This window comes from Phenylobacterium sp., from assembly GCF_004299445.1.
Classification (GTDB): Bacteria; Pseudomonadota; Alphaproteobacteria; order Caulobacterales; family Caulobacteraceae; genus Phenylobacterium.
In genome coordinates this window covers 1-18,430 of sequence record NZ_SCTC01000079.1, presented here as the reverse complement: position 1 = coordinate 18,430, position 18,430 = coordinate 1, and the positions used below count along the sequence as shown (strand labels likewise).

The following is an 18,430-nucleotide window of genomic DNA, read 5'->3' as shown; positions in this document are numbered from 1 at the left end:
GCGCGGGCGCCGGCCAGGATGCCGGGGAGGGCGTAGTTGCCTTCGTGGCAGGCGTATTCGTAGATCACGCCCACGCCCATCGGCGAGAATTCGTATTCCCCGCCCCAAGGCTTGTCCCAGATCGTCGGGTCTTCGACCGTGAAGGCGTAGTGCAGGCGGTTCTTGCCGACGCGGGTAAACCGCTCGGTGACCTTCAGATCCTTCCACGAACCCATGAAATGCTGGTTCGCCGGGATGTGGGTGGTCTCGACCACGAGGGTGTCGCCCTCCCACCAGCCGATGGAGTCGCCCATGTAGGGGCGGACGTTATCGGTGCGGTGCTTGGAGTTCAGGCGAACGATCCGCAGGTCGTGGATCATCTCGACCTCGATCAGCACCGAGTCGCCGGTCTGAACGATCTGGTAGTTGTTGTTGTAGAAGCCGTTGGGGAACATCGGCGGGCCGGCGTTACGGCCAAAGCTCATGATGCAGCGCTCGCCGAGCGAACGGGACTCGTAGCTGTCGAACGAGCCCATGCCGCCGCCGAAGCGCGGCGCCGGCGGTGCGCCGGCCTTGCGGGCCGGGGGCTGGCCGTTGGGGGTGGTGATCAGCGAGGTGCGGGGTTCGCCATTCACGCGCATCACGTGGCTGCCGGGGTCGAGCCAGCCGCGGTTGTAGCCGCCCACGTCACCGCCGGCCGCGGCGAACTCGGGGCGGATGTTGGCGCTGGGCGGGGTCTTCGGCGCCTCGGCCGGGGCGTTGGGATCGGTGTCCTCGTTGCCTTCCTCGACCTCGGCGGCCGCGTTGGCCTCCATCTCCTTGACCTGCTCGGGCGTGTAGTTGAGCTGGTCCTTGAACTGGGGCCGGCGCGCCATCGGAGTGAGCGTGGCGTTGCTCCAGAAGCCGGAGAGGTCGGGCTGGTTAAAGGCGTTGCGCGGAGCCTTGTAGGACGCCGTCGCGGCCTTGGCCGGGGCCTTTTCGGCGGCCGCGGCCGTGATCGGAGCGGCGGCGACGCCGGCCAGCAACAGAGTTCCAAGAGCGGCGATGACGGCGCGATGCAAGTTTCGACTCCCCAGTTCCCGCCGCGCTTCAGCGTGGCTGCATACCGATTTTACGATCGGCGGTTCGACGCGCAACTAACCCTTGGTCATTGCGCTGCTGTTTCAGAATTGAAGGCGCGGTAGGTTTGCGCGCAGTGGAGGACACGATGGCCGAGTCTGACGATGCGCCCGCCAATGGGGCCCCTTCTGGCGAAACCCCGATGCAGAGGGCGCTGCGCCTGAAGAAGGCGGCGCAGGCGGGCCGCGGCGGGCCGCCCGGGCGCGGCGCGCTCGAGGGCGAACGCACGGCTGCGGCGCGTTCGCAGTCGAAATCCAAGCCCTGGATGAAGAAGTAGTATGCGCGGCGCGGCGCTGGCGCCGGCGCTCGCGCTGGCGGCGTGTTCGCCTGGAGCCACGCCGACGGACCCACCCGCCGAACGGTCGACGCCCTGGATCACCTATGTCTGCACGGACGGGCGCACGTTCCAGGCTTTGTACCCCGACGCGAAGACCGCCCTGGTCCGGCTGGCCGGACGCGAGCACACGCTGAAGATCGCCGTGTCAGGCAGCGGCGCGCGCTATGCGGGCGACGGCCTGCAGTGGTGGAACCGTGGGCCGGAGGGGATGCTGGCGACGCTGGAGCCGGGCGAAACGATCGCGGGCGCGCCAGGGGTCAGTTGCTACGAGCCCGGCAAGGGTCCGGTGGAACCGCCGGCCCCCGGGACGCGGGGCGGCCTGTCCGATGATCGCACGGCGCTCAGCGAGGGACCTGCCGCGCCGGGTAGCGGCCGGGCGGCGGCCAGGGTGGTCGAGACCTATTTCGCGCTGGTGGAGAGCGGCCGTGGCGCCGAGGCGGTCAGGTTGCGGCGCGACGGGCAGGTGTTCGACGTGAGGCCTTTCACGCGGCTGAACGCCCAGGTGGGCGGGCCGCGGCGCGTCGAGGCTGCAGCGGGGTCGTTGTTCGTGGACGTTCCAATCGTCCTGTATGGCCGGCTGGTCTCCGGAGCCGAGTACCACGCCTCAGGAAAGGCCACGCTACGTCGGGTGAACGACGTGCCGGGCGCCACGCCTGAACAACTCGAATGGCGGATCGAGACGATCGAGGTGAAGACCGCGCCGTAGGCTAGTGCTTCACGACCCACTGGCTGACGTAGGCATGCGTGGCGCGGACCAGCTTCGGCGGACCCGAGAAGTAGAACTCGCTGCCGAACATGGTCTTGCGTTCGCGCCAGGTGACGGCGCCGGTGTCTTCGGCTTGCAGGACCGACCGCAGCTTGGCGGACATGCCGTTCGGCACAAAAGCCACGTACGTCGCTTCGGGCATCGCAAAACACTCCCACTTAGCCCCTTGAGTGCGCAACAGACGGTGAGTCCGCGACGAGACCAAGCGTGGCCGGGCGCCGCAGGCTGGACAAGCTGTGGACAGGCGGGCGAGGTGGCGGCCTGTGAAGCCTGGAGGCCCATCTGTGCGCCTGATTCCCCTTACCCTTGCGCTGTCGCTGCTGGCGGGAGCCGCGTGGGCCGACGAGACGGCCGAATGGAAGGCGCAGGCCGCAGGGATCAGCATCGTCCGCGACGACTGGGGGATCGCGCACATCAAGGGCAAGACCGATGCCGACGCGGTGTTCGGCATGGCCTACGCCCAGGCGGAAGACGACTTCAACCGCATCGAGATGAACTACCTGACCAACCTGGGCCGGATGGCCGAGGCGGAGGGGCCCAAGGCGGTCTGGCAGGACCTTCGGATGCGGCTGTTCATCGATCCGGCGGACCTGCAGGCGAAGTACCGCGAGAGCCCGGCGTGGCTGCGGGCGCTTATGGACAGCTGGGCCGACGGCCTCAACTACTACCTCGCGACCCATCCGCAGACGAAGCCGAAGGTGCTGACGCGGTTCGAGCCTTGGATGGCGCTGTCGTTCACCGAGGGCAGCATCGGGGGGGACATCGAGCGCATCTCGCTCGGCGAGCTGGAGGCCTTCTACGGCGGCACGCGGACCGCGGCGCTCCCTGAGTTCGCGTTCAAGGATCCTCCGGGGTCGAACGGCATCGCGCTGTCGCCGAAGGTGACGAAGGACGGTCATGCGCTGCTGCTGATCAACCCGCACACCTCGTTCTTCTTCCGCTCGGAACTGCAGGTGACGAGCGAGGAGGGGCTGAACGCCTATGGCGCGGTGACCTGGGGGCAGTTCTTCATCTACCAGGGCTTCAACGAGAAGGCAGGCTGGATGCACACCTCCAGCGGCGTCGACGTGGTGGATGAGTTCGCCGAGACGATCGTGCGCACGCCCGGCAGCCTGATGTATCGCTACGGCCGCGAGGCGCGTCCCGTGACGGTGAAGGACGTGACGATCCGGGTGCGGGACGCCGACGGGTCGATGGGCAGCCGGACCTTCACCACCTATCGGACGCATCATGGGCCCATCGTGCGGGCCGAGGGCGATAAGTGGATCGCCACGGCGCTGATGTTCAAGCCGATCGAGGCGCTGCAGCAGTCGTTTCTGCGCACGAAGGCCACCGACCTGCCGGGTTTCCTGAAGGTGGCCGAGCTGAAGGCCAACTCGTCGAACAACACGCTGTACGCCAACGCCCAGGGCCAGACGGCCTACCTGCACCCGCAGTTCATTCCGAAGCGCAACGACCGGTTCGACTACACGAAGGTGGTGGACGGGGCCGATCCGGCGACGGACTGGCAGGGGCTGCACGCGCTGTCCGAGGCGCCGACGGTGATCGATCCCAAGGCGGGGTGGGTCTACAACTCGAACAACTGGCCCTATTCGGCGGCGGGGGCCGACAGCCCGAAGCGCGAGGCGTTCCCCAGGTACATGGACACCGCCGGCGAAACGCCGCGCGGACTGCATGCGATCCGGGTGCTGGACGGCAAGAGCGGCTTCACCGTCGAGGGCTTGCGGGCCGCCGCCTACGACCCCGACCTGCCGGCCTTCGATCGCCTGATCCCCAAGCTGTCCGAGGCGTACGACCTGGCCTCGCCGGACCAGAAGGCCGCCTTGGCCGGCCAGATGGCGGCGCTGAAGGCCTGGGACCGGCGCTGGGGCAAGGATTCGACCGAGACGTCGCTGGCGGTGTTCTGGGCCGAGGCGCTGTGGGCGAAGTCGGCTGCCGGGGCCAAAACGGCCGGGATGACGGTGTACGAATACATGGTCGAGAAGAGCCCGGCCTCCGACCGCATAGCGGCCCTGGAGGAGGCCTCGGCGCGTCTCGTGGCTGACTTCGGCAGCTGGAAGACCCCCTGGGGCGAGATCAATCGCTTTCAGCGGCTGGACGGCGCCATCGTCCAGACTTTCCGTGACGACGGCCCCAGCGTGGCGGTGCCGTTCACCGCGGGGACCTGGGGCTCGCTCGCCTCGTTCGCCTCGCGCCGCTACCCCGGCACGAAGCGGTACTATGGAACCAGCGGGAACAGCTTCGTCGCCGTGGTCGAGTTCGGGCCGAAGGTGAAGGCGGTGGCCATCAGCGCCGGCGGCGAGAGCGGTGATCCGGCCTCGAAGCACTTCAACGACCAAGCCGAACGCTACGCCAAGGCGGCCTTCCGAGAGGTCTACTTCTATCCGGGGCAGCTAGAGGGCCACGTCGAGCGGACCTATCGGCCGGGAGAGTAGAGTTCGCCGAGGCGGGGACTGATCGGCGACCCCGCGTGCGGCCGTGAGCCGCAGGCCATCCGCCTGATTGCGTAATACAAAATCAGCGTTTGAGCCAGATATTGCGGCCGAATGTATCTGGAACTGTCGACATGTCTGGCGCGCGAGGAGCGGGCCACCCGGCGCTTCGTCGGCAGGGCCTGACGCGGCATGCGCAGGTGGCTCGCTAGCCGTGAGTGGCGATTCTCGGGCGGCGTGCTCGGACTGGCGATAGCGGCCGCGCTGATCGTTTTCGGGGCCTGCGGCGTGCTGGTCTACTACGCCAGCGTTTCGGTGGATCGCATCACCGAGGTCCGCGAGACCCGTTTGATGGAGCGCTCCGTCGTTCGGCGCCTGGCGCGGTTGAAGGACGACGTCGTCTCCGTCGCCGTCTGGACCGAGGCTTACGACAAGACCGCTCGGCGGTTCGATCGCGACTTCGCCCAGGTGAACTACGCCGACTACTTCTTCGACTACCTGCGGCATGACGTGACCTTTATCGTCGATGCGCAGGATCGGTTGACCTATGGAGCGGTCAAGGGCGAGGTCGTCGATCCCAGGACGCTCGACGGCCTGATGGCGGCGTCTCAGACGCTCAGGGACGTGGTTCGATCGGAAGAGGCCGTAAGGCACCGCCGCGACCCGAAGGCGCGCGGCTTCGCCCGCGCGGCGACGGCGCAGGCGGCGGTGCGGACGGGGGAGCGAGTGTACCTGCTGGCCGCATCGACGATCGTGCCGGAGGTCGAGGACGCAAAGCCGCTTCTCCCCGGGCGGGAGCCCATCGTGGTGTCGGGCGTCGAGGTGAATGGCGGCTATCTCCGGGAGTTGGATGACGATCTTGGCCTGCGCGCGGCGCGGTTGACCGCCGCAGACGCGACGGCGAGACCGGCTGTGCGGTTGACCGACGCCGAGCGACGCGCAGTCGGCGCCCTGACCTGGTCGCCGGAACATCCTGGTCAAGGCGTCTACGCCGAGGCCAGGTGGGCGATCCTGGGGCTGGGGCTGGTCGTGCTGGCCGCAGTCGCGCTGGTGATCCATCGCTTGTGGCGCATGGCGCGGCAGGTTGTTCAGGCGCGCGACCGGGCCGAGGCGGGAGACCGCGCGAAGTCGGAGTTCATCGCCAACATCAGCCACGAGATCCGCACGCCGCTGAATGGCGTGCTGGGGATGGCCCAGGCGATGGAGGCCTTCGAGCTGAGTCCCGATCAGAGGGGGCGCCTACGCGTGATCCGCGAGTCCGGGCGCACGTTGCTGGCCCTGCTGAATGACGTGCTGGACCTGTCGAAACTGGAGGCCGGCAAACTTCAGGCGACCGCGGCGACCTTCCGGATGGAGGACAATCTGGAATCCGTGAGCGCCATCTTCCAGGATCTCGCCACCGAGAAGGGGCTGGACCTCCGCATCAGCATGGCCCCGGAAGTGGCAGGCTATTGGTCCGGTGATGATCTGCGTATTCGCCAGGTCCTGACCAACCTCATCTCCAACGCGGTGAAATTCACGGAGACGGGCGTCGTCACATTATCGGCCGAAGAGACTGGGGGCGGTGTGCGCTTCCAGGTCAGCGATACGGGCATCGGTATCGACCCTGCGAGCGCCAGTGACCTGTTCCGCAAGTTCGAACAGGCCGACGCCTCGACCACCCGGCGCTACGGCGGCACCGGTCTTGGCTTGTCGATCTGTCAGGGGCTGGTCGAACTGATGGGGGGAACCATCTCGGCGACCGGCCAACCCGGCCAAGGCGCCTGCTTTACCGTGGATCTGCCCCTCAGTCGGGCCACCGCGCCGGTGGCCAGTCCCGAGCCTGCCGTCGAGGCGGGGCGAAGGCCGGGCCGGCCGCTGCGCATCCTGGCGGCCGAGGACAACGTCACGAACCGCATGGTGCTGAAGGCGCTGATCGATCCCCTGGGCGCCGATCTGACCCTGGCTGCTAACGGGCGGGAGGCCATCGAGGCGTTCGTCGAGGCCCGCTTCGATGTGGTGCTGATGGACGTCCAGATGCCTGAGATGAACGGACTGGACGCCACGCGCGAAATCCGCCGGCTGGAAGCCGAGTGGGCTCGAACGCCGACGCCTATCCTGGCGCTGACCGCCAACGTGATGAGCCACCAGTTGGAGCAGTACCTGGCGGTCGGAATGGACGGCCATATCGCCAAGCCTCTGGATGTGGGGGCACTCTACGCGGCGCTCGACGATGCGCTGGCGGGCGCGCAAGAGGAGCGGGCGGTGTAGAGCGCTACCCTCTCAGCCGAGTGGCGCAGCGGGCGCGCCCGCAGGCGCTTCAGGTTGGAAGGGTTCGCGCTAGTCGCGGCGCTGGTTCGGCTTGCGGCCCTTGGGCGGACCGCGGCGGTCGCCGCCGGGCGGCGGGCCGCGCCGGGGACCGTCGTGGCGGGGACCATCGCTGCGAGGGCCTGAAGGCCGCGGACCCGAGGGACGAGGGCCGGCCGGGCCGGGGGGCGCCGAGGGGTTGATGCGCAGTTCGCCCGAGTCGGCCGCAGCGCGGATGGCCTCGCCGAAACGCGCCTCGACCTCGCTGGAGATCTGGAACTTGGTCTCGTGGTCGAAGATGCGGATCAGGCCGATCTCCTTCTTCGTCACGTGGCCCAGGCGGCAGATCAGCGGGACCAGCCACTTGGGGTCGGCGTTCTTCGAGCGGCCGATAGGCAGGCGGTACCAGGCGCCATCGGCGGATTCGATCTGGGCCTGCCGCTCGGGGCGCAGCGGGCGGGGCTCGCCGCCGCGGTCGGGCAGCATCTCTTCCGGCGCCGGCAGGCGCGAGCGGTAAAGGCGCACCAGGGCGGCCGCCACCGCTTCCGGGCTGCGGTCGGCCAGCAGGCGCTGGGCCAGCTCCAGGTCCTCCGGCGAGGGAGCCTCATTGAGCAGCGGATCCTCGAGCATCCGCACCTGGTCCTTGGCGCGAATCTCTTCGGGCAGCGGCGGGCCGGACCATTCGGCGTCCACGCCGGCCACCTGCAGCAGGCGCTCGGCGATGCGGCGCTTGGAGTGCGGGACCATCACGACCGAGACGCCCTTCTTGCCCGCCCGGCCCGTGCGGCCGCTGCGGTGAAGGAGGCCGGCGGTGTTGGCGGGCAGGTCCGCGTGGATCACCAGACCCAGGTCGGGCAGGTCCAGGCCGCGAGCGGCGACGTCGGTGGCGATACAGGCGCGTGCATGGCCGTCGCGCAGAGCCTGCAGCGCGTCCGAGCGCTCCTTCTGGCTCAGCTCGCCGGAGAGCTGGACGACCGAGAAGCCCCGCTCGCGCAGCGCGGCGTGCATATGGCGCACCCGTTCGCGGGTGGCGCAGAAGATCAGCGCGCCGGGGCTTTCGAAATAGCGCAGGACGTTGACGATCGCCGTTTCCATCTCGGTCGGGGCGATGCGGACGGCGCGGTAGGCGATGTCGCCGTGGGCCTCGTCGCGGCGCAGTGTGTCGATGCGGTGGGCGTCGCGTTGATAGCGCTTGGCCAGGGCCGCGATCTCGCGGGCGATGGTGGCCGAGAACAGGAAGGTGCGGCGCTCGGCCGGCGACGAGTCGAGGATCGCCTCCAGGTCTTCGCGGAAGCCCATGTCGAGCATCTCGTCGGCCTCGTCGAGCACGACGACCTTCAGGGCCGAGAGATCGAGGTTGCCGCGCTCCAGGTGGTCGCGCAGGCGCCCGGGGGTGCCGACGACGATGTGGGCGCCGGCGTTGAGGGCGCGCTGCTCGGCGCGCGGATCCATGCCGCCCACACAGGTGGCGATGCGGGCCTGGGCGTCGGCGTAGAGCCAGGTGAGCTCGCGAGCGACCTGCTGGGCCAGCTCGCGGGTGGGGGCGATGCATAGCGCCAGCGGGGCCTCGGCGCGGCCGAAGGTGTCGGCCTCGCCCAGGAGGGTGTCGGCGGCGCCCAGCCCGAAGGCCACCGTCTTGCCCGATCCGGTCTGGGCCGAGACCAGCAGATCGCGGCCGGCAGGAGCTTCGAGCACCGCGGCCTGGACCGGCGTCGGCTCGTTGTAGCCATGCGCGTCGAGCGCGCGGGCCAGGGCGGGATGGGTGGCGGGAAAGGGCATTCGGACGTCCAATAGCGCGCCTGGAGGCGCGCCGCTGATAGAGAGCGCCTCTCGGAGGCAAAAGTGCACCACTTTTGCTAGAGGCGCTCGGGCGGACAGCGCCTGGCGTCAGGAGTCTGTTCGGAGTGGGAGGTTCGCCACCGGAAGTGGCGCGAGTGACGGGACTCGAACCCGCGACCTCCGGCGTGACAGGCCGGCGCTCTAACCAACTGAGCTACACCCGCGCAAGGCCGTCCGGCGCTGCGAAGGCGGCTCTCATATGGGCGGGCCGGAATCGTGTCAACGGGAGAGTTGGAGCGGGGGCGGTTGGCCGCACCGGAAAGGGATCACGCCGCCCGGCGCACGACCTTCGGCGGCGGAGGAACCTTGGCCGCCTCATCGAGGAGCCAGGCACGGAACTGGGCGACGGCGGGCTTGGATTGGCCGGCCGGGGTGAGGAACCAGAATTTCGACGGTGTCGGCGCAAAACCCAAGGGCGCGGCAAGGCGGCCGGCGGCTACGTCGGCGGCCACATAGACCCACGGCGTCAGGCCCACGCCAAGGCCCGCGGCGGCGGCCTCCAGGGTGTAGAAGATATGCTCGAACTCCTGGCTGTCGGGCGGGGAGGGGAGCGTGACGCCCGAATGGTGCTCCCACTCGGCCCAGGCGGTCTGCCGCGTGCCCGTGGTGAGGCGCGTCAGGCCCTCGAGGCCCGTGGGCCCCGCGCCCACAAGGGCCGGAGCCACCACCGGGCCGTGGAAGTTCTCAAGGAAAGGGACGGCCTCCGCGCCCACGATCGGAGCCGTCTCGTTGACCCGGATGGCGGCGTCGAAGCGGTCGCGATGAAAGTCCACGGCGGCGTACGATTCGGTCACCTTCACGCGGACCAGCGGGTGGAGAGCGTGAAAGGCCGGCAGGCGGGGGATCAACCAGCGAATCGCCAGGGTGCCCACGCAGGACAGATGCAGTTCGACGTGATGGTCGCCGCGAATCCCGGTGAGGGCGGCCTCCATCTGGTCGAAGCTGGCGGACAGCGCCGCGGCCAGCCGGGCGCCGGCCTCGGTGAGTCTCAGGCGATGACGGGGCCCTTCGGTCAGGTTGAGGCCCAGGGCGGTCTCCAGGCTGCGGATCTGGCGGCTGATGGCGCCGTGGGTGACGCAGAGCTCGTCCGCGGCGGTCGTCATCTGGCCCCGACGGGCGAAGGCCTCGAAGGCGCGCAACGCCGTCAGCGATGGCAGATGCCGCTTTTCCACGTCGTCAGTTCCTGTGATTTCAGCTCACAAGAAGATCGCGGTTATATCGTTTCCCTGAGCGTCGCAATCCGATGATGTTGCCGGGCGTCGAACGGAAGCCCACCCGCCCATGACCGACGCCAGTCTGACATACGCCCACGTCCCCGCTGTGAGATTCCGGCCGAGTGCGCCGGAGCCGCTCGAGCGCGATCCCGGCCTCCTCCCCATGCTGTTCAGCCCGCGCATGTCGCGCAACGTGCTGACGGCGATCCCCCGGGAAGCGTTCGAGCGGTCCTACCGGCAGGTGAAGGTGTTGAACCTCACCTATCACGGGATCAACGAGCCCGATGCGATCAAACGGGTGTTCCTGGACAACGCCCAGAACTATCGGCGGCCGGGCTTCGTGAAGCGGATGCTGCAGCCGATCCTGGGCGACAGCCTGCTCAACACGGAGGGCGACGCCTGGCGAGGGCAGCGTCGGCTGATGGCCGGGACGTTCACGCCTCATGCCGTGGACGCGGTGACGCCCCTGTTCGCGCGGCTGGCGGAGCGCAGCTGCGACCGCACGCCTGGCGATGGCGGGCCCGTGGACATGGCGGCCGAGGCGACGCGCACGACGCTGGAGGTGATCGACGAGGCGCTCTACTCGGGCCAGACAGGGATGCCCTTCCAGGAGGTGTCGAGCCTGGTGCGCGACGTCATGGTCGGGACCGGCCAGTTGCGGCTGAGCCTGCTCCTGGGCCTACAGGGGCTCGACCCCGGGGCGGCGCAGCGGCGGGCGCGCCGGGCGCAACGGATCCTGGCGCAGAGGATGGGGGGCTTCATCCGCGCCCGTGCGGCGATGGCGGACGCTCCTGACGATTTCATCACCCGGCTCTACCGGACCTTCGCCAGCGAGCACCCCCACGACGAGGCGATCCAGCTGACGCTGGACAACGCCATGACCTTCTTCGTGGCCGGTCACGAGACCACGGCCAACGGGCTGGCGTGGGCCGTCTACCTGCTGGCCAGCGACGATCAGGCGCAGACGTGGGCGCGCGAGGAATCGCTCGCGGCCTGGCGCGAGGGCGACCCGGCCCTGGTCGCGGAGCGGCTGCCCTACCTGAGGATGGTCTGGGAGGAGACACTGCGGCTGTACCCTCCGGTGCACCGCATCGACCGGGAGGCGTTGGGCGACGACGAGCTGTGTGGCCAGAGGATCCGCAAGGGCGATCAGGTCACCATCTGGCCCTGGGTGCTGCACCGGCACCGGACGCTGTGGGACGAACCCGACCTGTTCAACCCGGAGAACTTCGATCCGGAGGCGAAGTTGGGACGCCACCGTTATCAGTACATCCCCTTCGGAGCCGGGCCGCGAATCTGCATCGGGATGGGCTTCGCCCAGACGGAGGCCCTGATCATTCTCTCGCGCTGGCTGGCGACGTTTCGTTTTGCGCCCGCGCCCGGCCGCAAGGTGGAGCCCTTGGCCGACTTCACGCTGCGGCCTCAAGGCGGAATGCCGCTGCTGGTGGAGCGCATCTGAGGCGCTCGCAGGTGTGTAGTTGCGACGCATTCGCAGCGTCGCGGGGGCGCGTCGTTTCGCGTCGCACAAGGCCTGTTTGAAACGCCATTGTGATCGGTCTAGAAGGGCGCCGCGACTCCCGCCGGAGACTCCATGGAAGCCTATTTCAAAGAGTACCTGCCGATCGTGATCTTCCTGGGGATCGCGGCGGTTCTGGGCATTGTCTTCATCCTGTTCGCGAGCGTGCTCGCGCCGAAGTCTCCCGACCCGGAGAAGCTCTCGTCCTACGAATGCGGCTTCAACGCCTTCGACGACGCACGGATGAAATTCGACGTCCGATTCTATCTGGTCTCGATCCTCTTCATCATCTTCGACCTGGAAGTGGCGTTCCTGTTCCCGTGGGCGGTCTCGCTGATGAAGCTGCCGGCGGATGTGGCGATCTTCTCGTTCTGGTCGATGATGACCTTCCTGGGCGTCCTGACCGTGGGCTTCATCTACGAGTGGAAGAAGGGAGCCCTGGAATGGGAGTGATCGTTCCCCCCGGTTCCAGTGTGACGGGGTCCGGCACGGTTCCGGCGCTGTCGGCCGGCCGCAGCACCGTCGAGGGCTACGACCCTCAGAAGCACGACCCGTTCTTCGACGGCGTGTCGCAGCGCCTGGCCGACAAGGGCTTCGTGACCGCCAGCGTCGATGACCTGATCACCTGGGCGCGCACCGGCTCGCTGATGTGGATGACCTTCGGCCTGGCCTGCTGCGCGGTCGAGATGATGCAGGCCTCGATGCCGCGCTACGACCTGGAACGCTATGGCTTCGCGCCGCGGGCCAGCCCGCGTCAGAGCGACGTGATGATCGTAGCCGGCACGCTGGTGAACAAGATGGCCCCCGCGCTGCGCAAGGTCTACGACCAGATGCCCGACCCGCGGTACGTGATCTCGATGGGCAGCTGCGCCAACGGCGGCGGCTACTACTACTTCAGCTACTCGACCGTGCGCGGCTGCGACCGGATCGTGCCGGTGGACGTCTATGTGCCCGGCTGTCCGCCCACCGCCGAGGCGCTGGTGTACGGGATCCTGCAGCTGCAGAAGAAGATCCGCCGGACGGGGACCATCATCCGATGAGCTGGCCCGTTTCGGACGCCGACCTGGGCAAGCTCGGCAAGACCATCGTGAAGGACGCCAAGGGTGTCATCACCGGCGCCCACGTGGCGTTCGGCGAACTGAACCTGACGGCTCCGGCGGCCAAGATCGTCGAGGCGCTGACCTACCTGCGCGACGTGCAGGGCTTCCACCAGCTCATCGACCTGTGCGGCGTGGACTATCCCGAACGGCCGCTGCGGTTCGACGTGGTCTACCACCTGCTGTCGATGACGAAGAACCTGCGCGTCCGGATCTCGGTGCAGACCGACGAGGACACCGCCGTGCCGTCGGTCGTCCCGGTGTTCGTCTCGGCCGACTGGTTCGAGCGCGAGGCGTTCGACATGTACGGCATCTTCTTCGACGGGCACCCCGACCTGCGCCGGATTCTCACCGACTACGGCTTCCACGGCCATCCGCTGCGGAAGGACTTCCCGATGACCGGCTACGTCGAAGTTCGCTACGACGAAGAGCTGAAGCGGGTGGTCTATGAGCCCGTGAAGTCGGTCGAGTGGCGCAACTGGGACTTCCTGAGCCCGTGGGAAGGCGCGGAGAAGGGCTTCGCCGCGATGCTGCCGGGCGACGAAAAGGGCGGCAAGTGATGGCCGACGACAACGCACCGGCTCAGGCCGCCGACTACTTCCACGACCCGAAGGTCCCCGAGACCCCCGTCCGCAAGTTCAACATCAACTTCGGCCCGCAGCACCCGGCGGCCCACGGCGTGCTGCGCCTGGTGCTGGAGCTGGACGGCGAAGTGGTGGAGCGGGTCGACCCGCACATCGGCCTGCTGCACCGGGGCACCGAGAAGCTGATGGAGGCGCGGCCCTATCAGCAGACGATCCCGTACATGGACCGCCTCGACTACGTGGCGCCCATGAACCAGGAGCACGCGTACTGCCTGGCGATCGAGAAGCTGCTGGGCGTCGAGGCGCCGCGGCGCGCGCTCTTGATCCGCACGCTGTACGACGAGATCGGGCGCATCCTGAACCACCTGCTGAACGTCACGACCCAGGCGATGGACGTCGGCGCGCTCACGCCGCCCCTGTGGGGCTTCGAAGAGCGCGAGAAGCTGATGGTGTTCTATGAGCGCGCGTCGGGCGCCCGGATGCACGCCAACTACTATCGCGTGGGCGGCGTCCGCCAGGACCTGCCCGAGGCGCTGGTGCGCGACATCTCGGACTGGTGCGACCACTTCCCGAAGGTCTGCGACGACCTCGAAGGCCTGTTCGGCAACAACCGCATCTTCAAGATCCGCAACGTCGACATCGGCGTGGTGTCGAAGGAAGAGGCCATCGCCCGGTCGTTCTCGGGCGTGATGGTGCGGGGCTCAGGCATCGCCTGGGACCTGCGGCGCGCCCAGCCCTATGCCGCGTACAACGACATGGAATTCGATGTTCCGGTCGGCGTGAACGGCGACTGCTATGACCGCTATCTCTGCCGGATGCAGGAGATGCGCGAGTCCACGAAGATCATGAAGCAGTGCTGCGACGCCCTGCTGAAGACACCGGGTCCGGTGCTGATCGAGGACAACAAGATCGCGGCGCCCCGGCGCGGCGAGATGAAGAAGTCGATGGAAGCGCTGATCCATCACTTCAAGCTGTTCACCGAGGGCTATCGGACGCCGCCGGGCGAGGTCTACGCCTGCGTGGAAGCGCCCAAGGGCGAGTTCGGCGTCTATCTGGTCAGCGACGGCACCAACAAGCCGTACCGGGCCAAGATCCGCGCGCCGGGCTATCCGCACCTGATGGCGATGGATTGGCTGAACCGGGGGCACATGCTGGCCGACGTCTCGGCCATCCTGGGCTCGCTGGACATCGTGTTCGGGGAGATCGACCGGTGACCGCCAGCGCGACCCTTTCCAACGCCGATATCGTGCAGGGCCAGCTCGAGGCCTACAACGCCCAGGACCTGGACGCGTTCTGCGCCTTCTATGCCGACGACGCCCAGCTGGGCGCCTATGGCGGCGAGACGCTGGCGGTCGGCCTGGCGGCGATCCGCGCGCGGCACGAGAAGCTGTTCGCCGACTTCCCGCAGAACCACGCCCGCCTCGTGCACCGCGCCGTCGTGGGCGGCCACGTCGTGGACCATGAGGACGTCAGCCGGGCGCCCGGCGGCGAGGCCTTCCAGGTCTGCGCCATCTATTCCTTCGCCGGCGGCAAGATCGCCCGCGTGGACTTTGTGAAGTGAGGCCCGCGTGAGCGTCCGCAGACTTTCACCCCATCAGCCGGCCAGCTTCGAATTCTCGCCGGCGACCCTGAAGGCCGCCAAGGTGTGGATGGCCAACTTCCCGCACGGAAAACAGCAGTCGGCGGTCGTGCCGTGCCTTTGGCTGGTGCAGAAGCAAGAGGGCTGGATTTCCGAGCCCGCAATCCGCGCCGTGGCCGAGCTCCTGGGCATGCCGGTGATCCGCGTGCTTGAGGTGGCCACCTTCTACACGATGTTCATGCTGGAGCCGGTGGGCACCCATGCGCTGGTCCAGGTGTGCGGCACGACGCCCTGCCAGACCCGTGGGTCGGAAGCCCTGATGGCCGTCTGCAAGCGCCGGATCGGCGCCCAGAACCACAAGAGCGCCGACGGCAAGTTCTACTGGCAGGAGGTCGAATGCCTGGGCGCGTGCTCGAACGCGCCGATGGCCGCGATCAACGACTACTACTATGAGGACCTGACGCCCGAGACGTTCGAGGCCCTGCTCGACGATTTCGCGGCCGGCAAGACGCCCAAGCCCGGCTCGGCCATCGGCCGCCAGGGCTCGGCGCCGGAAGGTGGTCCGCTGACCCTGACCGACAAGAAGCTCTACGACGGCTCGCTCGGGAAGAAGATCAAGATCCCAAACCTGCCGCCCAAGGCGACCAAGACGAAGGCGCCGGCATGAGCCTCGACGTCGCCACGATCAAGAAGCGCCGCAACGTCATGATGGTCGCCAACGTGGCGGCCGCGCTGATCGCGCTCGCCTCGATCGTCGTCTACTTCCAGCTCCAGCTCGGCTGGGCGCTGGTTCCGTTCGTCGTGGCCCTCGCGGGCGGTTTCGCGGCGCAGATCTGGTTTATCGCGGGCCTCAAGGGCCCCGGAAAAGGAAACTGAGCGTGGTTGGCATCCTGGCCGACAAGGACCGCATCTTCCTCAACCTCTACGGCGTCCATGACTGGAAGCTGGAGGGGGCGAAGGCGCGTGGCGCGTGGAACGGGACGGCGGATATCGTCGCCCAGACGCCGGAATGGATCTGCGACCAGATCAAGGCCTCGGGCCTGCGCGGCCGCGGCGGCGCCGGCTTCGCCACCGGCCTGAAGTGGACCTTCATGCCCAAGCAGGAGAGCGAGCGTCCGCACTACCTGCTGGTCAACGCCGACGAGTCCGAGCCGGGCGCCTGCAAGGACCGCGACATCCTGCGAAACGATCCGCACCTGCTGATCGAGGGCTGCGTGATCGCGTGCCGCGCGATGCGTTCCCACCGGGCCTACATCTACATCCGGGGCGAGTACGTGCACGAGCGCGAGCGCCTGCTGGCCGCCATCAAGCAGGCCTATGACGCCAAGCTGCTCGGGAAGGGCAGTGTGCTGGGCTACGACGTCGACGTCGGCGTGCAGCACGGCGGCGGGGCCTACATCTGTGGCGACGAGACCGCGCTGATGGAGAGCTTCGAGGGCAAGAAGGGCCAGCCGCGCCTGAAGCCTCCGTTCCCGGCGGGCGCCGGCATCTACGGCTGCCCGACCACGGTGAACAACGTCGAGACCATCGCGGTCGTCGGCACCATCCTGCGCCGGGGCGCCGAGTGGTTCTCAGGGTTCGGCACTGAGAAGTCGACCGGCACCAAGCTGTTCGCGGGCTCGGGCCACCTGAACAAGCCCTGCGTGGTCGAGGATGCGGTCGGCATCAGCGTGAAGCAGCTGATCGAGGACCACTTCGGCGGCGTGCGCGGCGGCTGGGGCAACCTGAAGGCCGTGATCCCGGGCGGGATCTCGGTTCGGATGATCCCCGCCGACCAGTGCGACGAAGCCGTCATGACCTACGAGGACCTGGCGTCCCGTGGGTCGGGCCTGGGCACCGGCACCATGATCGTGTTCGACAAGGACGCCGACCTGGTGAAGGCGATCGCGCGGGCGGCCTACTTCTACAAGCACGAGAGCTGCGGCCAGTGCACGCCGTGCCGCGAAGGCACCGGCTGGATGTGGCGGGTCATGGAGCGGATGGTCACCGGCGAAGCCGAGATGTCCGAGATCGACCTGCTGCTGGACGTGGCCAGCCAGGTCGAGGGCCACACGATCTGCGGCCTGGGCGACGCGGCCGCATGGCCGATCCAGGGCCTGTTCCGACACTTCCGCCACGAGGTGGAGGACCGCATCAACACCTACCGCGCGCGCAAGGGCTCGTATGCCGGCGCCACCATCGCGGCGGAGTAGACGACCATGCCTATCGCCAAAGTCGACGGGGTCGAGGTCGAGTTCGAAGCCGGGATGAACGTCCTGCAGGTGGCTGAGCTCGCCGGCAAGGAGATCCCGCGGTTCTGCTACCACGAGCGCCTGAGCATCGCCGGCAACTGCCGCATGTGCCTGGTCGAGGTGAAACCCGGCCCGCCGAAGCCGCAGGCCAGCTGCGCGCTGCCGGCCGCCGAGGGCCAGGAGATCTTCACCGACACGCCGATGGTGCGGAAGGCGCGCCATGGGGTGATGGAATTCCTGCTGATCAACCACCCGCTGGATTGCCCGATCTGCGACCAGGGCGGCGAATGCGACCTGCAGGACCAGGCCATGGGCTATGGCCGCGACGACAGCCGCTACGCCGACAACAAGCGGGCGGTCGAAGAGAAGTACATGGGGCCGTTGATCAAGACGGTCATGACCCGCTGCATCCAGTGCACGCGCTGTGTCCGCTTCATCACCGAAGTGGCCGGCGTGCCAGACATCGGTCTCATCTCTCGCGGCGAAGATGTTGAAATCACGACGTATCTCGACAAGGCCGTGGCTTCGGAACTGTCGGCCAACGTGATCGACCTGTGCCCGGTGGGGGCGCTGACCTCCAAGCCCTACGCGTTCAACGCGCGGCCCTGGGAGCTGAAGAAGACCGAGAGCGTGGACGTGATGGACGCGCTGGGCTCGGCGATCCGCGTCGATGCACGCGGGCCGGCGGTGCTGCGCGTGCTGCCGCGCACCCACGAGGCGGTCAACGAGGAGTGGATCTCGGACAAGACCCGCTACGCGGTCGACGGGCTGTCCCGGCAAAGGCTGGACCGACCCTTCATCCGCCAGAACGGCAAGTTGCGCGCGGCGACCTGGGCCGAGGCGTTCGACGCCGTGGCGACCAAGCTTGCGGCCACCAGCCCCGACCGGGTGGGCGTGATCGCCGGCGACCTTCAGGACGCCGAGTCGATGAAGGCGGCCAAGGACCTGTTCGGCGGCATGGGCGTCACTAGCCTGGACTGCCGTCAGGACGGAATGGTGCTGGGCGACGGCGCGCGCGAGAGTTGGCTGTTCAACTCGTCCATCCAAGGTATTGAAAACGCCGACTATGTTCTGATCGTCGGAGCAAATCCGCGGCTTGAGGCGCCGGTGCTGAACGCCCGGCTGCGCAAGCGCTGGATGGCGGGCGCGCTGCAGGTGGGTCTCGTGGGCGAAGCGGCCGACCTGACCTACGAGTACGCGTATTTCGGTTCGGGCGCTTCGGCGCTGAACGGGATCGCCAAGGCCAAGGGCGAATTCGTCACCGGGCTGAAGTCCGCGAAGAACCCCGCGATCATCGTGGGCGCCGGGGCGCTGAACCGTCCCGACAGCGCCGCGGTGCTGCAGGCGGCGGCGGCGCTCGCCAAGACCTTCGGCATGACCTGGAACGTGCTGCATTCGGCGGCGAGCCGGGTGGGCGGCCTGGACCTGGGCTTCGTGCCCGGCGAGGGCGG

The 18,430-nt window shown here is 68.1% G+C and carries 18 protein-coding genes and 1 tRNA gene; 14 read left to right on the top strand and 5 right to left on the bottom strand.

What is annotated here, in order from left to right:
* The coding region (locus EPN98_RS22080) for a hypothetical protein (protein ID WP_293365102.1) at nt 1-1,040 on the bottom strand (1,040 nt) is incomplete at its 3' end.
* Between the two features lie 146 nt (nt 1,041-1,186).
* Here EPN98_RS22080 and EPN98_RS22075 point away from each other — a divergent pair.
* Both EPN98_RS22075 and EPN98_RS22070 read left to right on the top strand, forming a co-directional pair.
* Entirely contained in the window at nt 1,187-1,375 is a 189-nt protein-coding gene (locus EPN98_RS22075; RefSeq protein ID WP_293365101.1) for a hypothetical protein, read from the top strand.
* A gap of 1 nt (nt 1,376) precedes the next feature.
* Nucleotides 1,377-2,141 (top strand): MliC family protein, encoded by a 765-nt coding sequence (locus EPN98_RS22070; RefSeq protein ID WP_293365100.1) that lies wholly within the window; start codon nt 1,377-1,379, stop codon nt 2,139-2,141.
* Nucleotide 2,142: 1 nt separating this feature from the next.
* Here EPN98_RS22070 and EPN98_RS22065 read toward each other — a convergent pair whose 3' ends face one another.
* A complete protein-coding gene (locus EPN98_RS22065) occupies nt 2,143-2,343 on the bottom strand; it encodes a hypothetical protein (protein WP_293365099.1) in 201 nt (66 codons plus the stop codon).
* 142 nt (nt 2,344-2,485) lie between these two features.
* Here EPN98_RS22065 and EPN98_RS22060 point away from each other — a divergent pair, with 142 nt between their 5' ends.
* Nucleotides 2,486-4,636 (top strand): penicillin acylase family protein, encoded by a 2,151-nt coding sequence (locus EPN98_RS22060; protein WP_293365098.1) that lies wholly within the window; start codon nt 2,486-2,488, stop codon nt 4,634-4,636.
* Nucleotides 4,637-4,825: 189 nt separating this feature from the next.
* The gene (locus EPN98_RS22055) at nt 4,826-6,883 is read left to right on the top strand and encodes an ATP-binding protein (protein ID WP_293365097.1); all 2,058 of its coding nucleotides are present in this window, start codon (nt 4,826-4,828) and stop codon (nt 6,881-6,883) included.
* A 69-nt stretch (nt 6,884-6,952) separates the two neighbouring features.
* Here the strand turns inward: EPN98_RS22055 and EPN98_RS22050 are convergent, their stop codons facing one another.
* The 3 genes from EPN98_RS22050 to EPN98_RS22040 all read right to left on the bottom strand — a co-directional run bounded on the left by EPN98_RS22050 (nt 6,953) and on the right by EPN98_RS22040 (nt 9,930).
* Nucleotides 6,953-8,698 (bottom strand): DEAD/DEAH box helicase, encoded by a 1,746-nt coding sequence (locus tag EPN98_RS22050; protein ID WP_293365096.1) that lies wholly within the window; start codon nt 8,696-8,698, stop codon nt 6,953-6,955.
* A 147-nt stretch (nt 8,699-8,845) separates the two neighbouring features.
* Nucleotides 8,846-8,922 (bottom strand) — tRNA-Asp (locus tag EPN98_RS22045).
* Between the two features lie 102 nt (nt 8,923-9,024).
* Complete coding sequence (locus tag EPN98_RS22040; RefSeq protein WP_293365095.1) at nt 9,025-9,930, bottom strand: LysR substrate-binding domain-containing protein; 906 nt, start codon at nt 9,928-9,930, stop codon at nt 9,025-9,027.
* A 109-nt stretch (nt 9,931-10,039) separates the two neighbouring features.
* Between EPN98_RS22040 and EPN98_RS22035 the strand changes: the two genes are divergently transcribed.
* From EPN98_RS22035 to nuoG, 10 genes are all read left to right on the top strand, one after another.
* On the top strand, nt 10,040-11,431 hold the full coding sequence (locus EPN98_RS22035) for a cytochrome P450 (RefSeq protein ID WP_293365094.1): 1,392 nt from the start codon (nt 10,040-10,042) through the stop codon (nt 11,429-11,431).
* Nucleotides 11,432-11,563: 132 nt separating this feature from the next.
* A complete protein-coding gene (locus EPN98_RS22030) occupies nt 11,564-11,941 on the top strand; it encodes an NADH-quinone oxidoreductase subunit A (RefSeq protein ID WP_293365093.1) in 378 nt (125 codons plus the stop codon).
* Complete coding sequence (locus EPN98_RS22025) at nt 11,911-12,528, top strand: NADH-quinone oxidoreductase subunit B family protein (protein ID WP_293365092.1); 618 nt, start codon at nt 11,911-11,913, stop codon at nt 12,526-12,528. The genes EPN98_RS22030 and EPN98_RS22025 overlap by 31 nt, the downstream gene beginning before the upstream one ends.
* Nucleotides 12,525-13,145: an NADH-quinone oxidoreductase subunit C gene (locus EPN98_RS22020; protein WP_293365091.1), complete on the top strand. Its 621-nt coding sequence runs from the start codon at nt 12,525-12,527 to the stop codon at nt 13,143-13,145. The genes EPN98_RS22025 and EPN98_RS22020 overlap by 4 nt, the downstream gene beginning before the upstream one ends.
* Nucleotides 13,145-14,383 carry an NADH-quinone oxidoreductase subunit D gene (locus EPN98_RS22015; RefSeq protein WP_293365090.1) on the top strand — a complete coding sequence of 413 codons (1,239 nt, stop codon included), beginning with the start codon at nt 13,145-13,147 and terminating at the stop codon, nt 14,381-14,383. The genes EPN98_RS22020 and EPN98_RS22015 overlap by 1 nt, the downstream gene beginning before the upstream one ends.
* Complete coding sequence (locus EPN98_RS22010) at nt 14,380-14,730, top strand: nuclear transport factor 2 family protein (RefSeq protein ID WP_293365089.1); 351 nt, start codon at nt 14,380-14,382, stop codon at nt 14,728-14,730. Before EPN98_RS22015 ends, EPN98_RS22010 begins: the two co-directional genes overlap by 4 nt.
* Nucleotides 14,731-14,737: 7 nt before the next feature.
* Nucleotides 14,738-15,415, top strand: coding sequence for an NADH-quinone oxidoreductase subunit NuoE (gene nuoE, locus EPN98_RS22005; protein ID WP_293365088.1), 678 nt, complete (start codon nt 14,738-14,740; stop codon nt 15,413-15,415).
* Nucleotides 15,412-15,624, top strand: a complete 213-nt coding sequence (locus tag EPN98_RS22000; RefSeq protein ID WP_293365087.1) for a hypothetical protein — start codon at nt 15,412-15,414, stop codon at nt 15,622-15,624. The genes nuoE and EPN98_RS22000 overlap by 4 nt, the downstream gene beginning before the upstream one ends.
* A gap of 2 nt (nt 15,625-15,626) precedes the next feature.
* Entirely contained in the window at nt 15,627-16,940 is a 1,314-nt protein-coding gene (nuoF, locus tag EPN98_RS21995) for an NADH-quinone oxidoreductase subunit NuoF (protein ID WP_293365086.1), read from the top strand.
* Nucleotides 16,941-16,946: 6 nt separating this feature from the next.
* Nucleotides 16,947-18,430: NADH-quinone oxidoreductase subunit NuoG (gene nuoG / locus EPN98_RS21990; protein WP_293365085.1), on the top strand; the 1,484-nt coding region annotated here is incomplete at its 3' end.

Coding starts and splice junctions, on each gene's coding strand:
- EPN98_RS22020 (WP_293365091.1), top strand. CDS start 12,525: ATGAGCTGGCCCGTTTCGGACGCCGACCTGGGCAAGCTCGGCAAGACC.
- EPN98_RS22030 (WP_293365093.1), top strand. CDS start 11,564: ATGGAAGCCTATTTCAAAGAGTACCTGCCGATCGTGATCTTCCTGGGG.
- EPN98_RS22075 (WP_293365101.1), top strand. CDS start 1,187: ATGGCCGAGTCTGACGATGCGCCCGCCAATGGGGCCCCTTCTGGCGAA.
- EPN98_RS22055 (WP_293365097.1), top strand. CDS start 4,826: ATGCGCAGGTGGCTCGCTAGCCGTGAGTGGCGATTCTCGGGCGGCGTG.
- EPN98_RS22035 (WP_293365094.1), top strand. CDS start 10,040: ATGACCGACGCCAGTCTGACATACGCCCACGTCCCCGCTGTGAGATTC.
- EPN98_RS22070 (WP_293365100.1), top strand. CDS start 1,377: ATGCGCGGCGCGGCGCTGGCGCCGGCGCTCGCGCTGGCGGCGTGTTCG.
- EPN98_RS22000 (WP_293365087.1), top strand. CDS start 15,412: ATGAGCCTCGACGTCGCCACGATCAAGAAGCGCCGCAACGTCATGATG.
- EPN98_RS22065 (WP_293365099.1), bottom strand. CDS start 2,343: ATGCCCGAAGCGACGTACGTGGCTTTTGTGCCGAACGGCATGTCCGCC.
- EPN98_RS22015 (WP_293365090.1), top strand. CDS start 13,145: ATGGCCGACGACAACGCACCGGCTCAGGCCGCCGACTACTTCCACGAC.
- EPN98_RS22050 (WP_293365096.1), bottom strand. CDS start 8,698: ATGCCCTTTCCCGCCACCCATCCCGCCCTGGCCCGCGCGCTCGACGCG.